Raw genomic sequence first — 22079 nt, 5'->3', positions numbered from 1 at the left:
TTGTGGCTACTCCATAGCACCAAGTGATTTTTGGTATTAACATACGACTCGGCAGTGACGTGGCTCACACAGTCGACGGGCCGTCTCAATGGCCCCTCGGGCCACCGCAGTAGTCGATTGTCGTTAATTATCGGCGCTGAGGTGGGTTGCCTTGTGTTCTTTATGTCCTGATACGGCCCGCCGAATTGGAGGCCAATGCAGATGCCCCCTTCCGCCCCTGACGCAGACCACAGCACAACGCCCGAACATGAATCGGAACAGAAGCCTGAATCGCTGCACGAGCTTCGTGGGCCGACGACCCGGCGATTGCTGGCTTTGGAAGCGCGCGGTGAACTGGCCACCCAGCATGTGCGGCTCGTGGCGTCGTGCCTGAATGCCTCGGAACGAACGGTGTGGCGCTGGCTCGAGCGAGCGCGAACCAATGGGCATACTGAGCGCAAGTCCCGTAGCGCGTTCACGCTGACCGACGACCTTCTCGCCCAGCTTGCGCTGTTGGGGGGCAACTGTGCGCACCTGCACCGGGAGTTGGTCAAGCAGGAACGCGCCGGAGGCCCTGCCGCGCCTAGCCTGCGCACGCTGTATCGGGCGGTCAACCGTGCGTTGACGCCGGGCGAGTGGAGCGGTATCCGCAAGGGGGAATTGGCGCGCCGCCGTTTCGATGTCTACCTGCGCCGGCCTACCGATACCGAAGGTCACCATCGCAACACGGTCTGGGAAGGTGATCATGTCCAGGTACCGGTGCGGGTCGACGTCGACGGGCAACTGATCAAGCCGTGGGTGACCTGGTTCGTTGACTGTGCCACCGATGCCATTTGCGGGCTGGCGGTGACCCCTGGATATCCCAATCGGGCCAGCATCCTGGCTGCGCTGCGCAGTGCGATCTTGCACGATGAGCAGTACGGGCCGTTCGGTGGAGTGCCGACACTACTGCGCGTCGATCGAGGTAAGGACTTCTTGTGTAAGACGGTGACGGCGGCGCTGAACCGATTCGCCGTTGTTGTCGGAGACCTTCCGGGTTATTGCCCGTGGCTTAAGGGGACCGTCGAGGAGTTGAACGGCGCTGCGGAGAAAATGTTCTTCAACGCGCTGCCGCACTATGTCGGCCAACCTACCTTTCTCGGGGGCAAGCCCATCGATCCGGACGAGCCCGCGCTGTTGTTTGAAGATTTCGTCGAGCTTCTGCTGGAGTGGGTGCGGGAATGGAACTTCGATATTCCTAAACCGGCCCTGTCGGGCCGGACCCCGCATCAAGCCTGGTTGGATGATCCGTGGCCGGTCGATGGTATTCCTGCCGAGGATCTGCGGTTGTTCATGCTGGAAGACGACGGACGCGAGCGGGTCATCACCAGCAGTGGGGTGTCGTGGCGCGGGCGCAAGTATGTCGGGGCGTGGATGACGGGCTCTGGTGGGGTGGGCAAGAAGGTGCGCCTGCGGTACATGCCCCATCATGATCATGAGGTTGAGGTGTTCGACGCGGTCACTGGCCGTCATCTGGGCTCGGCCGGTTTGTCGGATCAGGCGTCGAAGCAGGCTGTCGCGGCGGTTCAAGCCGCGCGCCGTAGTGCGAGCAAACGGGTCACCAAGGCGCTTAAGGCCGCTGCGAAAAAGCGCAGGGTCCAGTATGGGGCGGTTACCAAGGCAGAGCCGCCTCGGTTGCTGGGGGCGATGACCTCTGAGGAGGCCAGGGCCGAGTTGGCGGGCGCCGCTGATGAGGAGCTGCCCGCCCGGGCGGCTTCGGATCTCATTCCGTTGCGGCCTCCTGCCTCTGGCTGGGTTTTGCCCAAGAAGCCGCCGCCCAAGAAGCCGCCACAGAGCCCCTCTGCGGAGCGGGAGGATAGATCATGAGCGCGGGTTTTGTGTCTCCGCTGGCTGAAATTCATGATCACTTCTTGCGGTTGAAGGGCGCGAGCGTGGTGGTGACCGACGCGCTTCAACTCATCCAGGACAATGTGGAGATCGCGATCGATGAGCGCGCGATGATGTGCGTGCACGGCGATGCCGGGCTGGGGAAGACGTTGTCGGTGAACGCCTCATTGCGTGAGCTGGCTCCTGAGGAGACCGTGCGTATCCAGTTTCGTTCGCACCCCTACCCGCGTGATATCCGTCATGTGTTGTTCGCCGCTCTCGAGCTGCCAGGATTTCCGCCCGCTCACCCGCTGGAATTCGACAACCTGCTCAAGAAGAAGCTGGCGGAAAAGTTCCGGGTGCTGGTGTGTGATGAGGCGCAATGGCTGTCCACTGACTGTTTTGAGCTGTGGCGTCATCTGTGGGATGACCCGGGTACCGATATCGCGATCATCTTTGTGGGGGGTGCGAACTGCTACAAGGTGCTGCAGCGTGAACAGATGCTGGCTTCTCGGGTGTTGTTGTGGCAGAAGTTCGAGCCGATGAGCGCCGCTGAGGTGATGACGGTGATGCCGGTCTACCACTCGATCTGGGCCGAGGCCGACCTTGAAGACATCCTGCTCGCCAATCGGCGCGCTGGGCACGGCAACTTCCGCGCCTGGGCGCAACTCACCGTGCTGGCGGTTCGCGCGCTCAAGAAGCTGGAGCGCACGACGGTCGACCAGGACGTCTTGCTGTGGGTGTTTGACAGGCTCGGCGGACGCAAGGAGGTGCAGTGACAACCACCTCTGGCGCCTTGTCCTCACGAGCGCCTGCTCCTCCTTTGGTGACGATCCTGGTGGATCCGGATGACGACTACCGCATCACCCACGCCGCGCTCCAAGCGCACGATGTCGCCAACGGTGTTCTCACGGTGCATCCCACGGTCGGCATCTCGGCGATGGTGGCGCTGGCCCAAGACATCTTGGTCGCGCTGGGTAAACGGCCGGCCGTCGTGGTGAAGGAGCGTGTGACGGCCACCGCGATGTGGATGAGCGCCGCGGCGTGGGTCAAGGGAGCAGGTATCCGGCAGCTGGTGATCTTGCGAGCCCATCGGCTGTCTCGCCCGAGTCTGGCCCGGCTGGTGCACCTGGCCGCGGACGCCAACGCGTCACTGACGTTGGTCTGGCACGCTCAGCCGCCTGTGACATGGGAGGGGGTGCTGCCGGCGGCGACCATAAAGGTCGTGCAGGGAGCCCCCGCGCCGATCGTGGACCAGAAGTCACAGCCGCCCGCTGTTGTGCCCGCTGTCGCACCTGAGCAGCGATGCTCGCCCCTGGTGGGGCAAGAGCAGCAAAAACAGATTCACGCGGTGATGAGCCAAGCGTTACCCGAGGTGCCGCGAAGCAATGTACTGCATTTTCGTGCCGATACCTTCCGGGCGCTGAGCCGTGAGGACTTCGCTCGTGTGGATCTGCTCTACACCTCGGCCATGGACGCCGCATGCGCTTTCTTGTCCACCTGTGAGGCCTTTTGCGATGAGGTCGAAGCCAACGCCCCTGCCGGCTCTGGTAAGGGCGCTGAGCAGGACGGTCGCAACATGCCGAACGGTCGGGTTGCTGGTGAGCTTAAGCTCGCCCTTGATCACCTGGCCCTGCAGGTGGCCGACGCTCTGCCTTCGGTGTCGGCGTCTTTGCCCCGTCCTTGGAAGGATCACCAAGCGGTCACGCGCTTTGTCGCCGGACTCGTCGCTACCGCCCCCTCCCTTGCGCATACTCTTGCGCTCCTGCGTGGTGCGCAGGCGGGTTTCCTGCTGCACGGCGTTCATCTTGCTGTTCCCGCCGACCCGGAAAAACTGGGCGGGCCGGGTTTCGCCGACCCGCCGCTCACGCCGGCCGTTGCCGAACAGATCCGCAGCCATATTGTCGATCCGGTGCGGGCAGGTGCTTTGGCAGTGTTCCTGGCAACCGGCCTTTCAACGTGGAGGTTGAGCCTGACCTACATGTCGATGGTGGCGCCAGACGCCTCCACCGTGGGGATGTTGACCCCGGTCGAGGTGCACTACCCGATTCCGGTGTGGGCGAGGGATTTACTGGCAGCGGCGCACGCGTTCGTCGCCTTGCAGAACTTCGGCACCGGTGAGCGCTTCCTGGCTACGGGGATCGGTGTGGAAGGGCAGACACTGGCAGACACCGCGCAGCGGTGTGGCCTGCGTCTGGGAAAATCCATGCTGGCTGAGCGTGGCGAGGAGTGGCATTTACTCACGCGCTGCTTTTGGGTGGCGGCACCGCTTCATCCTCGTGCTCATGCGGCCCGCACGATCGAGGCGCACACCTGAATTCGCCGTTGTTTCGCGCTCGGGAGGATCTATGCCGTTCACACATATCGACAGTGCTCGCGTGTGGAGCCGGACCGCTGAGATAAATGATGGGATCTTCACTAACGCGGTGACCACACTGACCCGCCAGCAACCTGGTGCGCCGATCGATCTGGGTGAGCTCACCGGCCGGGAGGTGTTGAAGCTGCAGCTCATCCTTGGGCTGACAGCAAAGGAACTGATGGAGGAAACCTCCGTCGTTACTGTGGAATCCATGCCGCGAGATCTTGAAAACGGCAGAGCACTCCATCTCGCGTTGGCGCATTTCGGCCCCCTCACCGATGGACAGGTCACCTCTGCCTTCGGCTGGAGCATGCAGGAGTTGGAGGCTGCCGTTGAGGCATTGGAAGGCCCTTTGGCCGCGACGGGAAGACAGGTTCAGCGCAGCGAAGGTGCGCTGAACCTGCAGGAGAAAAAAGGTGCACTGCCAAGCAAAGTGGCTGATGCCCTTCAGGCCCACCACGACTGGTCGCTTCCTGTACTTGCCCAGGAAGCATGCCTGCTGGTCGCCTCGCTGCGTCAGGTGTCGCACGGCGCGCACAATGCTGTCGAACTTCCCGTTGTCACGGTTACTGAGCTGGTTCAACGCGGTATCGCGGTGCTTTCTCGCGCCCCGGCGGACGAAAGCGGCGAGCCCGGCGAGGCTCGCGCTGCTGAAGAGGACGGTCTGCCGTTTGTGCTGCACCCCGATGTCGTGTTCGCCTTCAGCGCCGGTGAGCCGCCAATGACTGGTGAGGTGGTGAAGGTGTGCGCCGATCACGGCTCGGACCTGTTGTGAACGGCTTCGGTCGAGCCTTGTGCACGAGGCCGGTGCGCTGGCCCTCACACCCACCACGGCGGCGCCGATGAGCGGGCCCGTTCCTGAGCGCGGCAGCGCTGGCGATGCTCACCTGCCGTTTGCAGACCCTCAATCAGCGGCGACCCTCGATCTGACCGTCCAGGCAACGGCTGATTGGCTGGCCGATAGACCAGATCACGCCCGCGCCGCCCACCTGGAGGGCATCCGCAGCTGGCTCAGCCATTGCCAGAAGACGCACGTGAACCCGTTGACGGCGACTCCCTGGGATGTCATCTACTGGGTCAGTACTTCGAAACGCAGCGAGACGTCGATGCCGCCGGCCAAGCGCGCGGCGAGCGTCCGCTTGTGGTACGCGCATCTGGTGCAGCATCGGGTCTGTGTGCGCGACCCTACTCAAGGGGTGCAGTTTCCGTCCGGTGAGCCGGCACGTCCCCGTGTGCGCGTTCATGGAGTGCTGGCCAGCGCGGTATTGGTCGACTACGCCGATGCGCGCGCATCAGATGACGGCTCTGAGGGGGCCTGGCGCGATGCCGCCCTGGTGGCCATGTGGTTCTACACCGAAATCGCGCCGCCGCCGTTGCTGGCATATGAGCTGAGCGCGTTGAGGCTCACCGTAGGCGAGCTGTGGCTGGTGAAGGCCGACAGCAGTGATCGTGTGCCCTTGAGCGGTCACGCCGACCGGCTGGTGCGCGGGTATCTGGAACGGCGCAGCGCGAGGCTGGGACGGCACTGGGAGCAACTACGCGGACCGCTGCTGGCCACCACCCCTGCCGAAGAAGGGGGAACTGGCGACCTGCCTTTGACCAGCGCGCGCGTGCTCATCATCGTGCGCGCTCTTGCCGAGCACTGTGGCTTGCCCCATCGTCCCCGGCTGAGCGCCGGTTGCGCCGCCTTACCGGGCCAGGACGGCCGGGTGGGTGGTTATGAGGAGAATGATGCTGGGCTGGTCGCCTCGGGCAGGCTGTCGGTCATCACTCGGTGATGAGGGCCAAGGAGACGACGCCTCATGCGTGCCGATGGGGCCGACAAGGGGTGAGCGGCCGTTTGGGGTGCGCCCGCCGGATCGCCGTTCGGTCCCGCAACCGTGAGGCGCGAACTGGCCGGCCAAGGGCTGGTGCGGCGCGTCGTCGCAGACGTGCCCCCCACTCTGATCACCTATCGCGTGACCGAACACGAAATCGCCCTGCGCGGCGCTGTCGATCACATCGATGCCTGGGCGGCCACGCATCATCTCACCTTCGCCTGGCCTGCTGAGATGTGCGCCGCCTTGACCGGCGGCGCGCTCCTCACGAACTTCGGGTCCGGGCCCGCCGGTCAGGCCCCGTTGTGTGGTGCGGTCTATATCGCGATACGCGCCAGGTCGAAGACTTCGCTGGGAGAGATCTCGCGATCCCATGGGACGGCCGCCTGGGTCAAAAAGCGCACCGCCTGCATCAGCGCGTGCGGAGTCTGGGGGCGTCCCATCGCGTGCAGAACCCGCCAGGGTGAGCGCGTTGTAGCGCTGATCATCAGCTGCGGGCCGGTGGGGGAACTGCTCGGTGCGCCCTGAGTTTGCGTCAAGATGCCGACGTGCTGCCAGAACGCCACGAGGTCGGCCATGGTTTCCACCGCTGGATGCCCGCAGGCTTGTACCAGTGCGTAAAACCCGCTCTCCCAGTGGTTCCAGGTGCGCTCATCGCTGATCATTTGCAGGCGCAAGGTGTAGATGCCGGGGTATTCGTCGAGATCAGGCGCCTCACCGGTGACCGGTAGGTGCTCCAGAGGCGGTTGGATGCCGTCCCAGATGCTGGAGTCCAGCCATTGCTCGGCATCACTCCAGCGGCTTGGCGTCTGGGCCGCGGCATGGACGGCGATCTCCTCGGCCGTGGCGCGGGGGGTGTCGAGGAAAACCCTGATGATCTCACCGGCGCGGGGGCACAGGGGCAGCCAGCCGCTCTCATAAGCGGTGATGATCGGATGAGGCTGATCGGTCGACGCGGGAGCATCGGGGTGGGCCAGGGTGATCTGGTGGGGGCGCGGCGGCAAGGTGGGCAGCTCCACCCGGTGCGGGCGTCGGCCATAGCGGTCGATCCATTCGTGGGCCAAGGTGATCTGCTGGGATTCGACCGCGTCCTCTTCGGCCTGGCGAACCTGCTCACGGGCGGCCCGCAGCTGCTCGCGGCGCTGTTGTTCGGCCGAGGTCAGGTGCACGTGGCAGTGCGCGGCGCCGATGCCGGTGAAGATGCGCTTGGCGCAGCGCGCTCCTTTGAGGTTGACGCCCGCGCACTGGGCGTGGGGAAAGGGGTCAGGGCGGGAGGCCTCGATCAGGGCCTGCAGGTGTTCGGCGGGGATGGCGGGCTTGGCCGGCACGATCATCTCCGGCAGGACCGACTGCGGATCGCTGCCGGCTTCGCGGGCCTGGGCGAACACCGACCGCGGGCGCGGCACCCCGCTGCTCCAGGACGGCGCGAGCGGCAACCGCGCCTCCACCAGGACGCCGGCGTGGGCGGCGTTCATCAGCGCCTGGGTCGTCTCGTACTGCAGCGACAGCTCCTCGGTGAGGTTGAGTCGCGCACCGTGGATCAAGGTCAAGATGGAGTGGATCTCCCACGACAGCTGAGCGGCCTGGGCCAGCAGCCAGGCGGGAGAGTGACCACCGTGATGGTTACGTCGGGGCAGGGGGACCGTGCGAGCGGGACGATGCGGCTCCGTAGTGATCATCGTTGCCTCTTCAAGGTTTGCCGGGGTGAGCAAAGGATCACCGCCAGCCTTGCGCTCCGTGGAGGCGTGCGCTGGCCCCCCTTCACGATGTGTACCAATCTTGGTACAGACCTTGAAGGATCATGCACGTCACCTTGGGTAGGTGCCCGCCCCGATCCCGCCACGCCTCGCTGAGCTGCGCAGACAGTTCGGTCTGCGGCTGCGCGACGTGCGGGAAGGTCAAGGGCTCAGCCAGGAACGACTCGGAGAACTCGCCGACGTCGACCGCAAGACCATCAACCGTATCGAGAACGGCATGTACAGCCCCCGGCTGGACAACGTCTTCCAGATCGCTGATGCCCTCGAGGTTTCGGTCAGTGAGTTGTTCGACGGCTGCGAAGTCCTGCGCAGAGGGTGAAGACCAACAACCAGGACATTCACGTCATCGACGCGGACGCCAAGCGATACCTCACCCCATCGTAGAAAGCCCCCGCCCTTCTGCGGGCGGGGGCTTTCCGAGGCCGGGGATCAGCGTTCGCAGACGACGCCGTCGCCGTCGCGGTCTTGGTACCAGGCGTACTCGGGATCGGTTCCGCGCCGGTAGGGCCCGTATCCGGCGGCGTTGGCCGCCGCGCAGGTGGGAAAGCGGGGATCGTTGCCGCCCGAGGGCGGATCCGGCGTCGAGGTGGGTGCCGGGGTCGGAGTCGGGGTGTTGGTGGTGTCGCACCGGCCCGACCAGATGCGCAGCCGCTCGCGCTTGGCCTTGGCCTGCTCGGCGCGCATCACGGTGATGTACTTGTCGTTCGGCTTGTACAGCACGGCCTTGCCGTAGCCGTAGCGCACCAGGTTGCGGTTGACGAACACCCCGCCGGTGTTCCACGCGTAGAACAGGGATCGGCCGTAGCGGTCTTTGGGTTCCTTGTCGGCGAGCAGGTACGTCGTCTTACCGACGGGCAGCAGGGCGCCGGTGCGCCTGGTGGCGGCGGTGAACCAGCACGTGCCGCGCTCGGGGGTGTCGACCTGCAGGAGGCGGACGCGGACGGTGGAGCCGGTGCGGGCGAAGCGCACATCGATCGTGTCACCGTCCACGATCTTCACGACCGTCGCCTTCTTCGCGCTTTTCGGTATGGCGCCAGCACCGGCGGGCGCGGCGGGCGCGGCCACGGCCAGGGGCACGGCGAGAGCGACGGCGAGCAGGGAGGCGTTGATGCTTCGGCTCACGGGACTCCTTCACACGGTACAGAGCCTCGACCGTAGCCTTATGGGTTCAATTCGATACAGATGGTGACCAATTTGGAACGTGTAAGAATCCTTCACATCGACGGCTAACCGCACCCCGAAAAGCCTCACCCCCGTTGCCCCTCCCGACGAGAGGTGCACCCTCGACGTCACCGAAAAAAAAGGGGGTCCGCGGCAATCAGCGCGAATGGGCCGGCGAGGCCAGCTCGCCGGATCACAACGGGGACAGATGACCGAATCGGCATGGGCGGCAACGAAGTAGTGATCAACGGCGATGTTCCTGCTGAGCACGCACACCTTCCCCGTCGCCGCACCCCGTTCAGGAGAGCACTGATGGTTGATCTTGGTTTTGTCGGGCCGAGCAAACCCGCCAACGACTACCAGCTGCTCGGGGTGACCGACGGCGACACCCCGACGATCGCGATGGCGATCCGGATGGTGTCCATCGACACGCCCGAGAGCTCTTACGGCGGCAACCCCGCCACCGCGCAAGCCACCCTGGAGCGCACCAAGGCCCGGCTGCTGGATGGCACCTACGACGCCCTGCCGCAGGAGCTGCGCGACTACCTGATCTCCCGGATCACCCCGGACGCGGCCGCGCGGCACCTGGCCGCGGGCAAGGCTGCGGCCGCTGCCCACCAGGCGATGGTGACCGCCCGCCTGACCCGCCCCGACGGCTCCCAGCGCAAACTCGCCGTCATCGCCACCGGCGAGCTGATCGAGGGCAACGGCCGCTTGTTGGCCTACACCGGCGCCTGGTTCACCGGCAGCGCCGGCGACCCGCTACCGCCCCGCACCGACCCGCGGCGGCGCACCTTCAACCTCGACATGGTCGCCTCCGGCTGGGCCGCCACCTTCCTCATCTACCCCTCCTTGCCCTCAGCGGCCGACCTGACCCTGCTGGTGAGCGACGCCGAGAGCGCCTGGGCCGAAAAGCGCGGAGCGTGGGCGCAGTTCGGCGAAGACCTGCTGCTGGGGTATGAGTATCGGGCCGCCATCAAACTCGGCGCCCGCAACCTGGAAGACGGCCCCGCCGCCGCGATCGCCCAAGCCTTCCAGCGGATCTGCGTGGACCTGCGCGGCCTGAACGAGGTCGGCCTCTACGGCTACCACCAGGTACCCCCCGCCCAGCGACTGTGGATCTGGAGCGATGACCTGGACCAAGCCCGCCGTGACCTGCCCATCACCCCTTGACCTCGCCCCTGGGGTGGAAAAGATCCGCCATCACAGCGATCGGTAACGGATCGACCCGCCCACAACCGGGGTATTGGATGTCGATCCAGGAGCACCGTCGACGCTGACCGGGTGCCTGGTTTGCGGTGGGTGATCCCGTAGTACCGCCGCACCCCGCTCCTTTCCGCCGAGAAGACGAAGGCAGCAGGCAGCGGCCCGGTGCTTGAAGGCGGCGTGACGGAGATTGATCTGGCGGACGCGGTGCGCGGCGCGGACGGCGAGATCGAGGTGGAGTTCATCGTGGAGTTGACCGCTGAGGCCAAGCCCGTGTTCACAGCGCAGGTGCTGACCTGGGCGTGCGGCCTCTTCGAAGGTACCTCGTTGGGATGATCATCGGCCCCGCGCTCTTCTCGGCCGGGGCCTGCTCGTTCAGCCGTTTTCGGTGGCATATGAGGCGTTGAGTCCACTCGCTGCTACGTCAAAAACGCGACAATCCACTCACCCGATGGAAACACATTTGTCTATTCCCGGCTTTCCTGAACGCTGCGAATGTGGGCTCATCTGTCGGTGGCTCGTGTTTACATCTCACATAAGCCGCTACCCGGCAAAACGCCATCACCATTTCCAGGGAGTCGCTATGCCTCGAGGTAAGTATTATCGGCGCGGACATTGGGTTAGCAGGCCGAAACCGAAAAGCGCGAAGGGATCGGGCTGGGTTGTGCTGGCGGCTATCGCCGCGCTCGCATGGTTTTGGAACCAGAGCGGAACCGGGCAACCCGCCCCGGCCCAGCCGCCGTCTTCGGTGTCGGAGCCCGCACCTCCTGTCCAAGCCCCCGAGCAGGTCGCCAACGTCGATCAGGAGCCGCCGCCGCCCGACCCGACCGGGGCGCCGTGAAACGTCGCATCGGATCGCTGCGGCGGCGCCTTCCGCGGCCGCGTACGCCCGCCGGGCCGGCGGAATGGTGCGCCGCCGCCGTCATCGCACTCGTTATCGGCTCGTTCGCGATTCAGATCATCAGCGCCGTGGCCGACGCGATTTTCAGCACCTGGTACATCGGTGTTTCGGCAGGAGTGTGCGCCGTTGCGGCGATTATCGGATGGTTGCAATGGAAAGCCGCTGCCGCCCGGCGCCGTTCTGCGCGGCTGCGCGATCTGCAGCTGACGCTGCCGCAGCTGGATGCGATGAGTCCCACCGCATTCGAGTGGGCCGTGCGTGACCTCATGATCCGAGACGGCATCGCGGCCCGGCACGTGGGACAGCGCGGAGACAAGGCGGCCGATGTCATCGGCCGCGAGCGCGGCGGCTACGTCATCGTCGTGCAGTGCAAGCACACCACCACCGCCGCCAAGGTCGCCTCCCGGGTGATCTACGAGGTCAACGGCACGGCCGCCGCCGCACACGGAGGCGACGTCGCGGTGGTAGTCACCAACGGCTCCTTCACCCGCGACGCCCGCCAGACAGCCGTCGACTTCCGTATCCACCTACTCGGCCGCGACGAGCTCGACCGCTGGGCCACCGGCGAGGCGTCCTTGCAGCAGTTGCTGAGACTGACCACCCCGCTGCGACGCTGGCGGCGCCTGCGCCACACCTCCTCTCGGCTCATCCACCACCGCCCCGCCCCGCACCACGACACCCTGCGGCCCTGAAACGGATGCACGCCGAACGGACATAGCGCCGCCCGCAGCCGCCGGCCCAGGCCCGCCAGGCAGCGCCGGAAAGCCCACTCGAGGGTCGGCCGTGAACACCCTACGAGCGCGATGCAAGGTTTCCTGAGGGGAGTTCTTTTTGTGTCCGGGCCCGGGTCACCAGGTTCGAACGTGCTGATAACGGCCGCCGCGGCCCCTGCCGGGTGAACAGTGCCACTACGGCCGCAGGTCACGCGTTAAAACGACTCGGCGGCCGCCAGCGGGAGCGGTGGTTACGGTTCTTGTGCACCGGCGAGATCGGTGGCGAGCACAACGTTGAACAGCAGGTCGCGGGAAAGGCCGGTCATGGCCGTGAAGATGGGCCAGGTTGGGGATGCGCTGTCGGTGGCCTGCGGATCGGCCACCGGCCGGAGGTCTTGGCTGAGGGAACATCGTTGCTGACGCCGATGTGATTACTGCCGGGTGGCGATCAGGCGGTTGGTGAGCTCCACGGTGGCCAGGTACCACCAAAAGATCCAGTCCAAGAACGCGTCATCGTAGTCGCCGCGCTGGTCGGCTCTGCGGTGACGCAGGGCATAGCGGTTGGCGATCTCAAACAGCGCGCCTTCGTCTGGTTTGCCGATGTCGTCACGGATCAGCTGACGGCGCTCCTCCAAGATTCCGGCCAGCGCGACGATCGCTGACCGCTTGTTTTCGGGTGAGGTGGAACGGCTACGGAAAAGAGCGATCGCATGCTCAACCTGGTCCTTGATACTGGGCGCCGAGGCGTGCAAGACCTGCTGGACGAGCTGGCTGCGCCCATCATCGGTGATCGCCACCAGCCGTCCGAGGTCTTCCCCTTCGGCGGCGAGTTCGTAGTCGATCCCGGCCGAGCGCAGCATGTGGTTGATCTTCCACCGGTACAGCGTCTGTCCGGGGACGGCGTGGAACTCCGAGTAGTGCCAGCCGCAGTCGTTCCATGAGTGATAGTGGCGCCGGCGGGGCCGGCTGAGCAGGTCGTGAAAGACCTCCACGAGCCCGTAGAAGGTGTCGTCGTCCCACGCGGCGGGGTTCAGCGGCCACAGGTCGGCGATGCCGAGGCGGCGGTCGATGACCTCCGCGGGCTCTGGCAGGTCGCGATGGTCGTCGACGCATTCCTTGCCGAACGCTTCCACCAGGTAGCCGTTGGCTTCGAAATCGGTGACGATCCGGGCGAACTCCCGGCGTACATCCCTGGGACCGCTGCGAAAGGAGGGGAAGCTGTCGGCGTGGCGCTGCGGCCAGTACGGTCGCGGAGTGATCGCGTGCCGTAGTTCGCCGGCGCGATTGATCAGCTCGGTGAACCATTCCCGCTGGGGATCCCTGTGTGCCGCCTGTGCTGACGCCGATGCCCACGGATCCGCCGACGCCCAGGGGTCTGCCTGTCCGAAGGCTTTGAGGGTTGCGACATCCTCGAAGTCGGCCACCGCTGTTGCCCCCGACAGCGCCTCGGTCAGCAACCAGATAACGCGATCACTCCACATTCCTGCGCTGGAGCGCGCGACCCGCTGTCCCTCGGCGACGAACAACGCTGTGGGCCAAAGAAGTTCGTAGGAGTCCAAGTCCGCTATCACAGCGTTCATCCTGGCGCACCGGCCCGCCGGAGATGTCCGTGTTTACCGAGCGAGGCCTCCTTGCGACGGCACGTCGACAGCGCTTTCCTGACGCGGTGGCCAGACCTCACCCGGCGGGAGGTTCCTGCACTGCACGTGGTCCTTCTTGGCTTTTTGCGTTTTTGGCATACGCCGTCTCAAGTGGTGTGTGCCGTGCTGGAGGGCAGGCTTTGGCCGGATGAGACTCAACGCTGATTTCGATGCTGATAAGCGTAGGTGACTGCTGGAGACATCGTGTTCGAGGTTCCGGGCTGGGCGCGGGAGGCGGCCGGCCGTTTCCTGGAGGCGGGCTGGTGGGAAAGCGACGTGCTGTACGCGCTGGACAACCGGCCTGATGGCACCCCGTGGCTGTACAACCCGTTCCCGTATGGGACAGGCGATTGGGCGCAGTACCGCTTGGCCGGGTGGCTGGACGGGCACGGCAGGCCGATCATGCCCAGATCGGCGGTGCTGGAGCAGCATGCGCGACAGCTGCGCAAACAGCAGCAGCGCCAACGACGCCACTGGGCGGTGATGGTGGCCAACGCCAGTGCCAAGCCCGTTCAAGCTGCGCAGTGGGCGCGGTTCGTCTTGGGCATGGCATCGCCGAGGGCCGCCGCGGTGATCCTCGCCCGCCAGCGGGCGGCGCCTCAGCGCGCCGAGCGTGATGTCGAGGCCGAAAAGCTTCGGTGGAATCAGGCCGATGAGGCGGCGCAGGCGGTACTGGATGCGGCGCTCTCGCCGGTGGAGCGGTGGTCGCCGCCGCCGCCGCAGCAGGAGCTGGATCCGCGCATGGTGTCGTTGGTCCGGGCCCGGGAACGGGCCCGCCGGGAACGACGCCAACAGCGGTGAGAGCATTGCCGCCGTTGGCCGCTGCCCACCACGGCACCTGGCGCGATGTGATCATGATGGAGCGGCGCAGCACAATCGTCGGGCGATGAACCCGGGGCGAAGGTCGGTCCTTATGCAGAGTTCTCTGAACTGATCATGCGCTGACCTGAGGTAATGCGTCGCGGACATGTCTTCGACGCGGGTTGGCTCAGCTTCTCCCGCCCGGGTCTTTCTGCCCGTTCCCTGTATCTCGGGTTCCCGATCTTTCGATTTCCATCCACCTTCAGCTCACGAAGGAGCTTCAGCATGTCCATCGGCGACACCACCGTCACCATCGTCGGCAACCTCACCGACGACCCCGAGCTCAAGTTCAGCGAGAAGGGCACCGCCATCGCGGCCTTCACCGTCGCCTCCACCCGCCGGGTGTTCGACAAGGCCAGCGGCAAGATGGTCGACGGAGACACCTTGTTCATGCGGTGCTCGGCCTTCCGTGAGCTGTCAGAGCACATCGCTGCGTCGGCCTCCAAGGGGACCCGTTTGGTGGTCACCGGTCGACTCCAGCAGCGCAGTTATGAGGACAAACAGGGCATCAAGCGATGGGTCAACGAGGTCATCGCCGAGGACGCCGGTATCTCGCTGAAGTTCACGACCGCCAAGGTCGACAGTGTCAAGCGGGAAAAGGTTCCGCACCCGGCCGAGTCCTGGGACAACGCTTCCGCCCCCTGAAACGGGGAGAGTCAGGAGCGCCAGGAGCCGGCCATGGCTGGCGCTGGTGCCGGTTTCGATGAGCAAGAGGCCCCGTTCTGATCTTCTAAGGTCTGGGCCCGCTTCGCGGGCCCAGACCTTAGAAGATCGTTCCTGACCTCATGGATCAGCATCGGCCGCGGCAGAAATTCCTCATGCTGCGGCCGAGAACGTCAGGGCAAAAGGCTATTCAGTCGGGTGAACAACTGTGTCGCGCGGTTGAAGGTGGCCTGGTCGATGGGGTGCTGGGTCAGGATGTCCTGCTGCTGACGGAGCAGGACGGCCGCGGGCTTGAAGTGGTCCAGCTTGCCGCCGGCGATGTTGTGCTGGCGGAAGTAGGCCTCGACTTGCCGGACGATGCGAGGGTCGTGGGGGTTGAGGTCCGCGATGGTGATCGGGCTCGCCAACTGCTGGTTGTAGGCCCGGTTAACCAGGGCGAGGTAGAAGTCCGGATTGAAGAGATCTTCGATGTCGGCGTCAGCGGTGCCGGTGAATTCGCTGATCTCGATGAGGCCGTTGGTAGCGAGTTGGCCGTTAGCGCGCAGGCGCTGGACGGCCCCGACGTCTTTGGTGCTGGAGTCGACCAGGACGGCGACGTGGAGCTTGTTCGCGCCGAGCAGGGTGGCGAAGGTGGACAGCTTGCCGGAGCCACCGATTGGCGTCTTCACCCAGCGGGGGTCAAGCCCGTTCTGCCCCTGGCCCTGGACCAGATCGGACAGGACGTCAAGGTAGATCAGGTCGCTGGGGCCTTCGAGGAGCAGGGTGTGCTCGCCGACGAACAGCGTCTGGCTCATCTCGATTCCCATGGCCGTCAGCAGGGGGAAGACGGTATCGGTGTCGGCCTCGAAGATCTCGGAGGAGACCTTCGTGCCGACCTTGTCCCGGTCGATGACGGTGCGCACGCGATGCAGTTGGTCGGACGAGACCATGAACGGCGAGTGCGTGGTGTAGAGAACCTGATGCCGAGGCGCCAGACGCTCATCAATGAGGCGGAGCAGGTCCTGCTGGGCCCGGCCGTGCAGGGACAGGCCGGGTTCGTCCAACAGCAGGATGAGGTCTCGGTTGGACTCGCGCTCCAGGTCGGTGAAGTAGGCCAGGAAGGAGAAGAACCAGACGAACCCGCGCGAGCGCTCGTCGAAGGGGACGGAGGCGCGGTGGCGTCGGTTGAACACCCGGATCTGCAGAATGGGGCCCTCGTTGAACGGAGGGGGCGCCCCGTCTTCCACCGGAAGGACTTCGAGTTGGACCTCGAGCTCGTCGTTTTGTGACCAGTATTCGAAGACCTCGTCGGAGATCACGTTGCCGGAGTTCTCCAGTTCCCTGATCAGGCGTTCGTGCTGGTCGGTCCGGTGGAAGTCCTCCAGCTCGACGTCGGCGATGGTGAGCAGGCTGAGCAGCGCCTGCTCACCCCGGGTGACCTGTCCCTCATCCCGGCGGCGCATCAGGTCGGGAATGGAGACCTTGCCGGGCATGGTGTCGTAGTCGTCGAAGTAGACGAACTTGGGCATTCGCGGCCAGGCATATTCGTCGATCAGATGGTAGCTGACACCCTGATTCCGCCATTCGCGGATGCGGCTGGCGACTTCCCTGGCGGCTGCTGGCAGCTCCTCCAAGTTATCCAGGGTCTCCAGGAGCTCCGCGATTGTGGAGGTGGCGTTGACCTCCTCGGCGGCGACCTTGGGAAGGTCGAGCCCGGAGATGAGGTGCTTGACGATCGCCTCCTCGTCATAGGAGTGCGTGATGGTGACGTTGTCGTTGCGGTAGCCCTTCGTCGCGGTGAACTCCGGGCTCAGCAAAGCGCCGGGACCGAGGTCCTCTTCGATCTCGGCCACCTCGTCGTCGCTGTAGCGGAAGGTGGCAACGATGACGGGAATTCTCTGCTTCGGACGGAATTCCTTGCGCTTGCGGGTCAGCCTCGCGGGGAAGTCGATCACTTCGTCGAACTTCGCCGACGACTCGACCGGGTTGAGCCGATAGAGGGCCTGTAGTCCGGTGGTCTTCCCCGACTCGTTCTTGCCGACCAGGCAGGTGACGGCCTTCTCGACATCGAATTGGCCGGAATCCTCGATCGACCGATAGTGCGTGATGTGCGCCCTGATGAGCTGCATGTTTCCTTCCAGGGGGTAGGTCCGGCGCATCAGGAAGGAACACGCAGAGGTGACAACGTGGCAGGCCGGTATGGCCTGGCTGTTGACCTCGGGATAGAGTCAAGGCGCGAATCAAGACACACCCCGGTGCTCGCGTGAACCCGCGTGCGCCGGGGTTTTCGCTTACGTCGATTAGCGTACTCCCCCGCAACGACAGTTTCTATTTCGTTCCAATCCGACATTTCGCCACAAATGTGGACCTTATGTTTTCAGGTGAGAAAATCTCAGAATGAGATTCTACTTTTAAGTGTTAATTGAAGACATGGGTGATCATTCGCGCGGTGGCCATCCGAGGTCTCGCAGCAGGTCCCTTACTGGAGCTGAGATCCTTGATCTGAGGAAGGTCCAAGAATCCGGAGCCTGCGGACCTCACCCAGCGCTGCCTCCAGTCGCCGAGTGAGATCGCCGACCTGATCCCAGAGCTGACGATTACGCTCCAACGCGGTGTCGAGTCGCCGCTGGAGCGATGCGTCGCTAGTGTGCCGCGTCTAAAGTTCGTCGGCTAAGTCTAGAATGGGCTGCATGGCGCGAACGGGACGGCCCAAGACTCCGGTGACGCTTTCCGCTGATGAGCGGGCCACGTTGGAACGCTGGGCCCGGCGTGCGAAGTCCTCACAAGTCCTGGCGATGCGGTCGAAGATCGTGCTGGCGTGTGCGGACGGCCTGGACAACATTGAGATTGCCGCCGCCCTGCGGATCCACCGCGACACGGTCTCCAAATGGCGGCGGCGGTTCGTTCGGCTCCGGCTGGAGGGGCTGATGGACGAGCAGCGCCCCGGCCGCCCGCCCTCGGTCACCTTGGATCAGGTCGAGCAGGTGGTGGTGACGACCTTGGAGCAGGTGCCGAGGAACGCCACCCACTGGTCAAGGACCTCGATGGCCGCCCGCAGCGGACTGTCGAAGTCCACGATCGGGCGAATCTGGCGCGACTTCGGCCTCAAGCCCCACCGGGCCGACACCTTCAAGCTGTCGAGTGATCCGCTGTTCGTGGAGAAGGTCGTTGACGTCGTGGGGCTGTATCACAACCCGCCCGAGCGGGCCGTGGTGTTGTGCGTGGACGAGAAGTCCCAGATCCAGGTCCTGGACCGCTCACAGCCGGTATTGCAGATGATGCCGGGCATGCCCGAGCGGCGCGCCCATGACTACGTCCGCAACGGGATCGCCAGCCTGTTCGCCGCCTTCAACATCGCCGACGGCACCGTCATCGGTGAACTGCACCGCCAGCACCGCGCCGCGGAGTTCAAGAAGTTCTTGATCACGATCGACAAGAGTGTCCCCGCGGACCTGGACGTCCACCTGATCTGCGACAACTACGGCACCCACAAGACCCCGGCGATCAAAGCGTGGCTGGCCCGTCATCCCCGTTTTCACATGCATTTCACCCCGACCGGCTCCTCCTGGATCAACCAGGTCGAGCGCTGGTTCGGCTTCCTGACCGACCAGATGATCCGGCGCGGAGTGCACAAAAGCGTGCAAGCCCTGGAGAGCGGCATCCGCGCCTGGATCGCCGACTGGAACGACAACCCGCGCCCGTTTGTCTGGAAGAAGACCGCCGAGGAGATCCTCGACTCGTTAGCCCGATATTGCCGACGAATTTCTGACGCAGGACACTAGATCTCTAACCACATCGGCGATTTCATGGCCCGCCTCGACGAGATCTGACGTCTCACACCGAAGCTCCGATGGATGGCGTGCGCCCATGCCACTCCCCCTCAATGAGTGCTCCAGGAATCCAGGCCCCCGCCTCCACAGGATCAGGGGCGCCAGAGCCTCCACCAGTCCCGTATGGCCTGCCTGCGTCGAATGCCGGGTGAGGACCCGCCGCGCTCTTCCACGGCAGGTTGTGCCGTCTCTTTTAAGTAGATCGTCAAGGAGTGTGTGGCGAGACGGTGGGTCATCGCCACCCCCACTTCGCTAATGAAAACGGTTATCGCTATTATTGCCCCATCTGTCCCCCTCTCAGGAGCGAAGACGCTTGGCCAGAAACGACGTCCGCCCGGTGATCAAGCTGCGGTCCACCGCGGGCACCGGCTACACCTACGTGACCCGCAAGAACCGCCGCAACGATCCCGACCGGCTCACCCTGCGCAAGTACGACCCGGTCATCCGCCAGCACGTGCTGTTTCGAGAAGACCGCTGACGCGATGAGAAAAGACATCCACCCCGACTACCACCCCGTGGTGTTCCGCGACCCAAGCGCGGGCTTCGCCTTCCTGACCCGCTCCACCGTCACCAGCAGCAAGACGATCGAGTGGGAGGACGGCAACACCTACCCGCTCGTTGACGTCGACGTCTCCTCGGCTAGCCACCCCTTCTACACCGGCCGCAGCCGCGTCCTCGATACCGCGGGCCGGGTCGAACGGTTCAACCAGCGCTACGGCAAGACCTGACCCGCTCTCTTCAGAAAGGAAACCGTATGTCCGCCCACTGCCAGCTCACCGGCGTCAAGCCGGTGTTCGGCAACAACGTCTCCCACTCCCACCGGCGCACCCGGCGCCGCTGGAGTCCCAACATCCAGCCCCACCGCTACTGGATGCCCGCCGAGGGTCGCTTCGTACGGCTGACGCTCAGCGCCCGGGCGGTCAAGACCGTCGACAAGATCGGCATCGAGGCCGCCGTGGCCCGCATCCGCGCCCGGGGAGAACGCGTCTGATGGCGAAGAAAAGCAAGATCGCGGCCAACGAGCGGCGCAAGCTCGTCGTCATCCGCTACGCGGAGCGCCGGGCCGAGCTCAAGGAGATCATCCGTACCGGCTCCCCCGACGAGCGGGCTCAGGCCGTCCGCGAGCTGAGCCGCCAGCCGCGCGACGCCAGTGCCACTCGGGTGCGCAACCGCGACAGCACCGACGGCCGCCCCCGCGGCCACCTGCGCAAATTCGGGCTCTCCCGGATCCGCTTCCGCGAACTGGCCCACCGCGGCGAACTGCCCGGCGTCACCAAGTCCAGCTGGTAGGAGCACTACGACATGGCCGTCCCCAAACGCAAGACCTCCCGCAGCAACACCCGCCACCGCCGCTCGCAGTGGAAGGCCACCGCGCCCGACCTCGTCCCGATCACCATCGACGGGCGCGAGCTGCTGGTACCGCGCCGGCTCGTCCGCGCCTACCGGCGCGGCCTGCTCACCCCCTGAAAACCGCCTCCCGAGCTTCCCGGCAAGCATCCCCCGAGGACCGGCCCGCACCCCGAAGCCACCACCGCCGCGAACCGGCACCGTGAGACCACGCGCCGACCCCGCGCGGTGAACCCCGCACCATGAGAGGAGCTGTCATGTCCGTCCCCGTCGTCATCGTCTCCGGACTGCATCCCGAACCGCGCTCGGCCCTGGTGGACCGCCTGCTCGCCGAGCATCCCGGATCGGTGGCGATCCACCACGACCTGCGGCAGGTGAGCACCGGACGGGTGCAGCGCGTCGTGCGCGACACGTCGGGGACGCTGGACCTGCACGAGGTACGACTCGCGCACGGCTGCGTCACCTGCACCGTGCGCGAGGACCTCATCCCCGTCCTGCTATCCCTGGCGGGCTCGGCGCCGCTGCTCATCGTGGAGCTGTGGGACTCGGTCGAGCCCAGGACCGTGGCCGAGGCCCTCGCCTGGCACGAGGACACCGTGCACCGCCTGCGCCTGACCGGAGTGCTGACCGCGCTCGACGCGGCACGCACGACCGAGGACATCTGCTGCGGCGACACCCTGGCCGCCCACGGCAAGCACGCGGCGGCCGGCGACACGCGCCACCTGGCCGAGGTGCTCGTCCGCCAGATCGAGTACGCCACCGCCCTCGTCGTGTCCGGCGCGGACGAAGAAGACGTCGAGCTGGCCCTGGCCGTGCTCGGCCACCTCGCCCCCACCACCCCGGCTGCCCCGCCGGACCTCGCCCTGCCCGCCGTCACCGGCGCGGGGATCGACGTGGAGATGCTCGGGGCCCGCGTCGACCCGGCGACCGCCCAGCTGCCCTGCGACGCGCGTACCGGGGAGATCTCCACCGTGGTCTGGCACCGGCTGCGCCCCCTGCACCCCCAGCGGCTGTTCGACGCCGTCGACGAGCTCGTCACCGAGACCGTCCGCAGCCGCGGCCGGTTCTGGCTGGCCACCCGGCACGAGCGCCTGCTCGCCTGGGACGCCGTCGCGGGCGTCATCACCGTCGAGGACGCCGGTCCCTGGCTGGTCACCCTGCCCGAGGCCGCCTGGGAGATGGAGAGCCCGGCCCGGCGCATGGCCGCCACCCTCGACTGGACCCCCCAGCTCGGTGACCGCGTCCAGCACCTCGCCTTCACCGGCCCCGACCTCGACCACGACCGCATCCACCGGCTGCTGGACTCCTGCCTGCTCACCGAGGCCGAGACCCTGGCCGGCTCCGACGTCTGGGCCCGATACCCCGACCCGTTCGCCTCCGTCCTCGACCTCGACCTGAAGGAGACCTCCGCGTGAAACCCCGCCGCACGTCCCGCAAGAAGGCCAACCCGCTGCACGGCGTGAGCCACATCGACTACAAGGACACCGACCTGCTCCGCAAATTCATCTCCGACCGCGGCAAGATCCGCAGCCGCCGCGTCACCGGGGTCACCGTCCAGCAGCAACGACGACTCGCCATCGCGATCAAGAACGCCCGCGAGATGGCCCTGCTCCCCTACGCCTCCGCCTCGCGATCCCGCTGACCAAGCGGAGAAGTTCAAAGAGTCGTTGCACCGCTGCCTGCCAGCGAACATAGATGCTCGTTGACCGCCTCAGCTGAAGCACGCCAGCTGAGTGTTTTGCGGAAGGCAATCTTCCAACCCGTAATAATATTGATAACCATAATTGAATATTTCGGATTCGCGAAGTACGTAGCACGCCGGGGCAGGCTTTCCGATTGGTTCACCGGCCCCGAGAATGCAGATCGAGCGGGCCACAGAGCGTGGGGTATGGCGTTTCGGGCGCCTGGACCTGCGGCCATCTCCTGCCGATGGAGGCCAGGGGGGCGGTCGACTTCCCCTATCGAGTCCCCGAGCGAATGATGCATCAAGCACGTCTATC

The 22079-nt window shown here is 65.5% G+C and carries 24 protein-coding genes; 19 read left to right on the top strand and 5 right to left on the bottom strand.

Annotated elements, in window-relative coordinates; all coding sequences use genetic code 11:
* The first annotated feature begins 195 nt into the window (after window positions 1–195).
* The 5 genes from ACSC1Q_RS35825 (at window position 196) to ACSC1Q_RS35805 (ending at window position 5982) form a co-directional block, all read left to right on the top strand.
* Entirely contained in the window at window positions 196–1845 is a 1650-nt protein-coding gene (locus tag ACSC1Q_RS35825; RefSeq protein WP_436763162.1) for a TnsB C-terminal domain-containing protein, read from the top strand.
* Window positions 1842–2624 (top strand): AAA family ATPase, encoded by a 783-nt coding sequence (locus ACSC1Q_RS35820; RefSeq protein WP_436763161.1) that lies wholly within the window; start codon window positions 1842–1844, stop codon window positions 2622–2624. The genes ACSC1Q_RS35825 and ACSC1Q_RS35820 overlap by 4 nt, the downstream gene beginning before the upstream one ends.
* A 47-nt stretch (window positions 2625–2671) precedes the next feature.
* Window positions 2672–4162, top strand: a complete 1491-nt coding sequence (locus ACSC1Q_RS35815) for a hypothetical protein (protein ID WP_436763160.1) — start codon at window positions 2672–2674, stop codon at window positions 4160–4162.
* Window positions 4163–4271: 109 nt separating this feature from the next.
* Window positions 4272–4979 carry a hypothetical protein gene (locus ACSC1Q_RS35810; RefSeq protein WP_436763159.1) on the top strand — a complete coding sequence of 236 codons (708 nt, stop codon included), beginning with the start codon at window positions 4272–4274 and terminating at the stop codon, window positions 4977–4979.
* Between the two features lie 19 nt (window positions 4980–4998).
* Entirely contained in the window at window positions 4999–5982 is a 984-nt protein-coding gene (locus ACSC1Q_RS35805; RefSeq protein WP_436763158.1) for a site-specific integrase, read from the top strand.
* Window positions 5983–6338: 356 nt separating this feature from the next.
* Here the strand turns inward: ACSC1Q_RS35805 and ACSC1Q_RS35800 are convergent, their stop codons facing one another.
* Window positions 6339–7700 (bottom strand): hypothetical protein, encoded by a 1362-nt coding sequence (locus tag ACSC1Q_RS35800; protein ID WP_436763157.1) that lies wholly within the window; start codon window positions 7698–7700, stop codon window positions 6339–6341.
* 142 nt (window positions 7701–7842) lie between these two features.
* On the opposite strand from ACSC1Q_RS35800, the gene ACSC1Q_RS35795 reads away from it, so the two are divergent.
* On the top strand, window positions 7843–8097 hold the full coding sequence (locus ACSC1Q_RS35795; RefSeq protein WP_436763156.1) for a helix-turn-helix transcriptional regulator: 255 nt from the start codon (window positions 7843–7845) through the stop codon (window positions 8095–8097).
* Between the two features lie 110 nt (window positions 8098–8207).
* Here the strand turns inward: ACSC1Q_RS35795 and ACSC1Q_RS35790 are convergent, their stop codons facing one another.
* Entirely contained in the window at window positions 8208–8900 is a 693-nt protein-coding gene (locus tag ACSC1Q_RS35790) for a thermonuclease family protein (RefSeq protein WP_436763155.1), read from the bottom strand.
* 351 nt (window positions 8901–9251) lie between these two features.
* Here ACSC1Q_RS35790 and ACSC1Q_RS35785 point away from each other — a divergent pair, with 351 nt between their 5' ends.
* The 3 genes from ACSC1Q_RS35785 to ACSC1Q_RS35775 all read left to right on the top strand — a co-directional run bounded on the left by ACSC1Q_RS35785 (window position 9252) and on the right by ACSC1Q_RS35775 (window position 11738).
* Window positions 9252–10112, top strand: coding sequence for a hypothetical protein (locus ACSC1Q_RS35785; protein WP_436763154.1), 861 nt, complete (start codon window positions 9252–9254; stop codon window positions 10110–10112).
* A 198-nt stretch (window positions 10113–10310) separates the two neighbouring features.
* On the top strand, window positions 10311–10481 hold the full coding sequence (locus ACSC1Q_RS35780) for a hypothetical protein (protein WP_436763153.1): 171 nt from the start codon (window positions 10311–10313) through the stop codon (window positions 10479–10481).
* A 501-nt stretch (window positions 10482–10982) separates the two neighbouring features.
* Complete coding sequence (locus tag ACSC1Q_RS35775; RefSeq protein ID WP_436763152.1) at window positions 10983–11738, top strand: restriction endonuclease; 756 nt, start codon at window positions 10983–10985, stop codon at window positions 11736–11738.
* A gap of 272 nt (window positions 11739–12010) precedes the next feature.
* Here the strand turns inward: ACSC1Q_RS35775 and ACSC1Q_RS35770 are convergent, their stop codons facing one another.
* Both ACSC1Q_RS35770 and ACSC1Q_RS35765 read right to left on the bottom strand, forming a co-directional pair.
* On the bottom strand, window positions 12011–12142 hold the full coding sequence (locus ACSC1Q_RS35770) for a hypothetical protein (protein WP_436763151.1): 132 nt from the start codon (window positions 12140–12142) through the stop codon (window positions 12011–12013).
* Between the two features lie 48 nt (window positions 12143–12190).
* Window positions 12191–13318 (bottom strand): hypothetical protein, encoded by a 1128-nt coding sequence (locus tag ACSC1Q_RS35765; protein WP_436763150.1) that lies wholly within the window; start codon window positions 13316–13318, stop codon window positions 12191–12193.
* A gap of 285 nt (window positions 13319–13603) precedes the next feature.
* On the opposite strand from ACSC1Q_RS35765, the gene ACSC1Q_RS35760 reads away from it, so the two are divergent.
* Window positions 13604–14200, top strand: a complete 597-nt coding sequence (locus ACSC1Q_RS35760; protein ID WP_436763149.1) for a hypothetical protein — start codon at window positions 13604–13606, stop codon at window positions 14198–14200.
* Window positions 14201–14485: 285 nt separating this feature from the next.
* Window positions 14486–14905 carry a single-stranded DNA-binding protein gene (ssb, locus tag ACSC1Q_RS35755; RefSeq protein ID WP_436763148.1) on the top strand — a complete coding sequence of 140 codons (420 nt, stop codon included), beginning with the start codon at window positions 14486–14488 and terminating at the stop codon, window positions 14903–14905.
* Window positions 14906–15096: 191 nt separating this feature from the next.
* Here the strand turns inward: ssb and ACSC1Q_RS35750 are convergent, their stop codons facing one another.
* The gene (locus ACSC1Q_RS35750) at window positions 15097–17031 is read right to left on the bottom strand and encodes an ATP-dependent nuclease (protein ID WP_436763147.1); all 1935 of its coding nucleotides are present in this window, start codon (window positions 17029–17031) and stop codon (window positions 15097–15099) included.
* A gap of 561 nt (window positions 17032–17592) precedes the next feature.
* Between ACSC1Q_RS35750 and ACSC1Q_RS35745 the strand changes: the two genes are divergently transcribed.
* The 8 genes from ACSC1Q_RS35745 to rpsR all read left to right on the top strand — a co-directional run bounded on the left by ACSC1Q_RS35745 (window position 17593) and on the right by rpsR (window position 21721).
* Window positions 17593–18684: an IS630 family transposase gene (locus tag ACSC1Q_RS35745; RefSeq protein WP_436763146.1), complete on the top strand. Its 1092-nt coding sequence runs from the start codon at window positions 17593–17595 to the stop codon at window positions 18682–18684.
* Between the two features lie 361 nt (window positions 18685–19045).
* Window positions 19046–19210, top strand: coding sequence for a 50S ribosomal protein L33 (rpmG, locus tag ACSC1Q_RS35740; protein WP_355552578.1), 165 nt, complete (start codon window positions 19046–19048; stop codon window positions 19208–19210).
* Between the two features lie 4 nt (window positions 19211–19214).
* Entirely contained in the window at window positions 19215–19460 is a 246-nt protein-coding gene (locus ACSC1Q_RS35735; RefSeq protein WP_436763145.1) for a type B 50S ribosomal protein L31, read from the top strand.
* Window positions 19461–19486: 26 nt separating this feature from the next.
* Entirely contained in the window at window positions 19487–19723 is a 237-nt protein-coding gene (gene rpmB, locus ACSC1Q_RS35730) for a 50S ribosomal protein L28 (RefSeq protein WP_436763144.1), read from the top strand.
* The gene (gene rpsN, locus ACSC1Q_RS35725; RefSeq protein WP_350960469.1) at window positions 19723–20022 is read left to right on the top strand and encodes a 30S ribosomal protein S14; all 300 of its coding nucleotides are present in this window, start codon (window positions 19723–19725) and stop codon (window positions 20020–20022) included. The genes rpmB and rpsN overlap by 1 nt, the downstream gene beginning before the upstream one ends.
* Window positions 20023–20034: 12 nt before the next feature.
* Window positions 20035–20199, top strand: coding sequence for a 50S ribosomal protein L32 (gene rpmF, locus ACSC1Q_RS35720; protein ID WP_326639955.1), 165 nt, complete (start codon window positions 20035–20037; stop codon window positions 20197–20199).
* A 137-nt stretch (window positions 20200–20336) separates the two neighbouring features.
* A complete protein-coding gene (locus tag ACSC1Q_RS35715; protein ID WP_436763143.1) occupies window positions 20337–21494 on the top strand; it encodes a CobW family GTP-binding protein in 1158 nt (385 codons plus the stop codon).
* Complete coding sequence (gene rpsR / locus ACSC1Q_RS35710; protein ID WP_436763142.1) at window positions 21491–21721, top strand: 30S ribosomal protein S18; 231 nt, start codon at window positions 21491–21493, stop codon at window positions 21719–21721. Before ACSC1Q_RS35715 ends, rpsR begins: the two co-directional genes overlap by 4 nt.
* The last annotated feature ends 358 nt before the right edge of the window (window positions 21722–22079 follow it).

Source organism: Streptosporangium heterodermiicola, from assembly GCF_051390675.1.
Taxonomy (GTDB): domain Bacteria; phylum Actinomycetota; class Actinomycetes; order Streptosporangiales; family Streptosporangiaceae; genus Streptosporangium.
Note: the sequence above shows the minus strand (reverse complement) of the source record. Positions and strands in the feature narration are given on the sequence as shown.

Coding starts and splice junctions, on each gene's coding strand:
- ACSC1Q_RS35735 (WP_436763145.1), top strand. CDS start 19,215: ATGAGAAAAGACATCCACCCCGACTACCACCCCGTGGTGTTCCGCGAC.
- ACSC1Q_RS35750 (WP_436763147.1), bottom strand. CDS start 17,031: ATGCAGCTCATCAGGGCGCACATCACGCACTATCGGTCGATCGAGGAT.
- rpmB (WP_436763144.1), top strand. CDS start 19,487: ATGTCCGCCCACTGCCAGCTCACCGGCGTCAAGCCGGTGTTCGGCAAC.
- rpsN (WP_350960469.1), top strand. CDS start 19,723: ATGGCGAAGAAAAGCAAGATCGCGGCCAACGAGCGGCGCAAGCTCGTC.
- rpmF (WP_326639955.1), top strand. CDS start 20,035: ATGGCCGTCCCCAAACGCAAGACCTCCCGCAGCAACACCCGCCACCGC.
- ACSC1Q_RS35800 (WP_436763157.1), bottom strand. CDS start 7,700: ATGATCACTACGGAGCCGCATCGTCCCGCTCGCACGGTCCCCCTGCCC.
- ACSC1Q_RS35825 (WP_436763162.1), top strand. CDS start 196: ATGCAGATGCCCCCTTCCGCCCCTGACGCAGACCACAGCACAACGCCC.
- ACSC1Q_RS35820 (WP_436763161.1), top strand. CDS start 1,842: ATGAGCGCGGGTTTTGTGTCTCCGCTGGCTGAAATTCATGATCACTTC.
- ACSC1Q_RS35745 (WP_436763146.1), top strand. CDS start 17,593: ATGGCGCGAACGGGACGGCCCAAGACTCCGGTGACGCTTTCCGCTGAT.
- ssb (WP_436763148.1), top strand. CDS start 14,486: ATGTCCATCGGCGACACCACCGTCACCATCGTCGGCAACCTCACCGAC.
- ACSC1Q_RS35785 (WP_436763154.1), top strand. CDS start 9,252: ATGGTTGATCTTGGTTTTGTCGGGCCGAGCAAACCCGCCAACGACTAC.
- ACSC1Q_RS35715 (WP_436763143.1), top strand. CDS start 20,337: ATGTCCGTCCCCGTCGTCATCGTCTCCGGACTGCATCCCGAACCGCGC.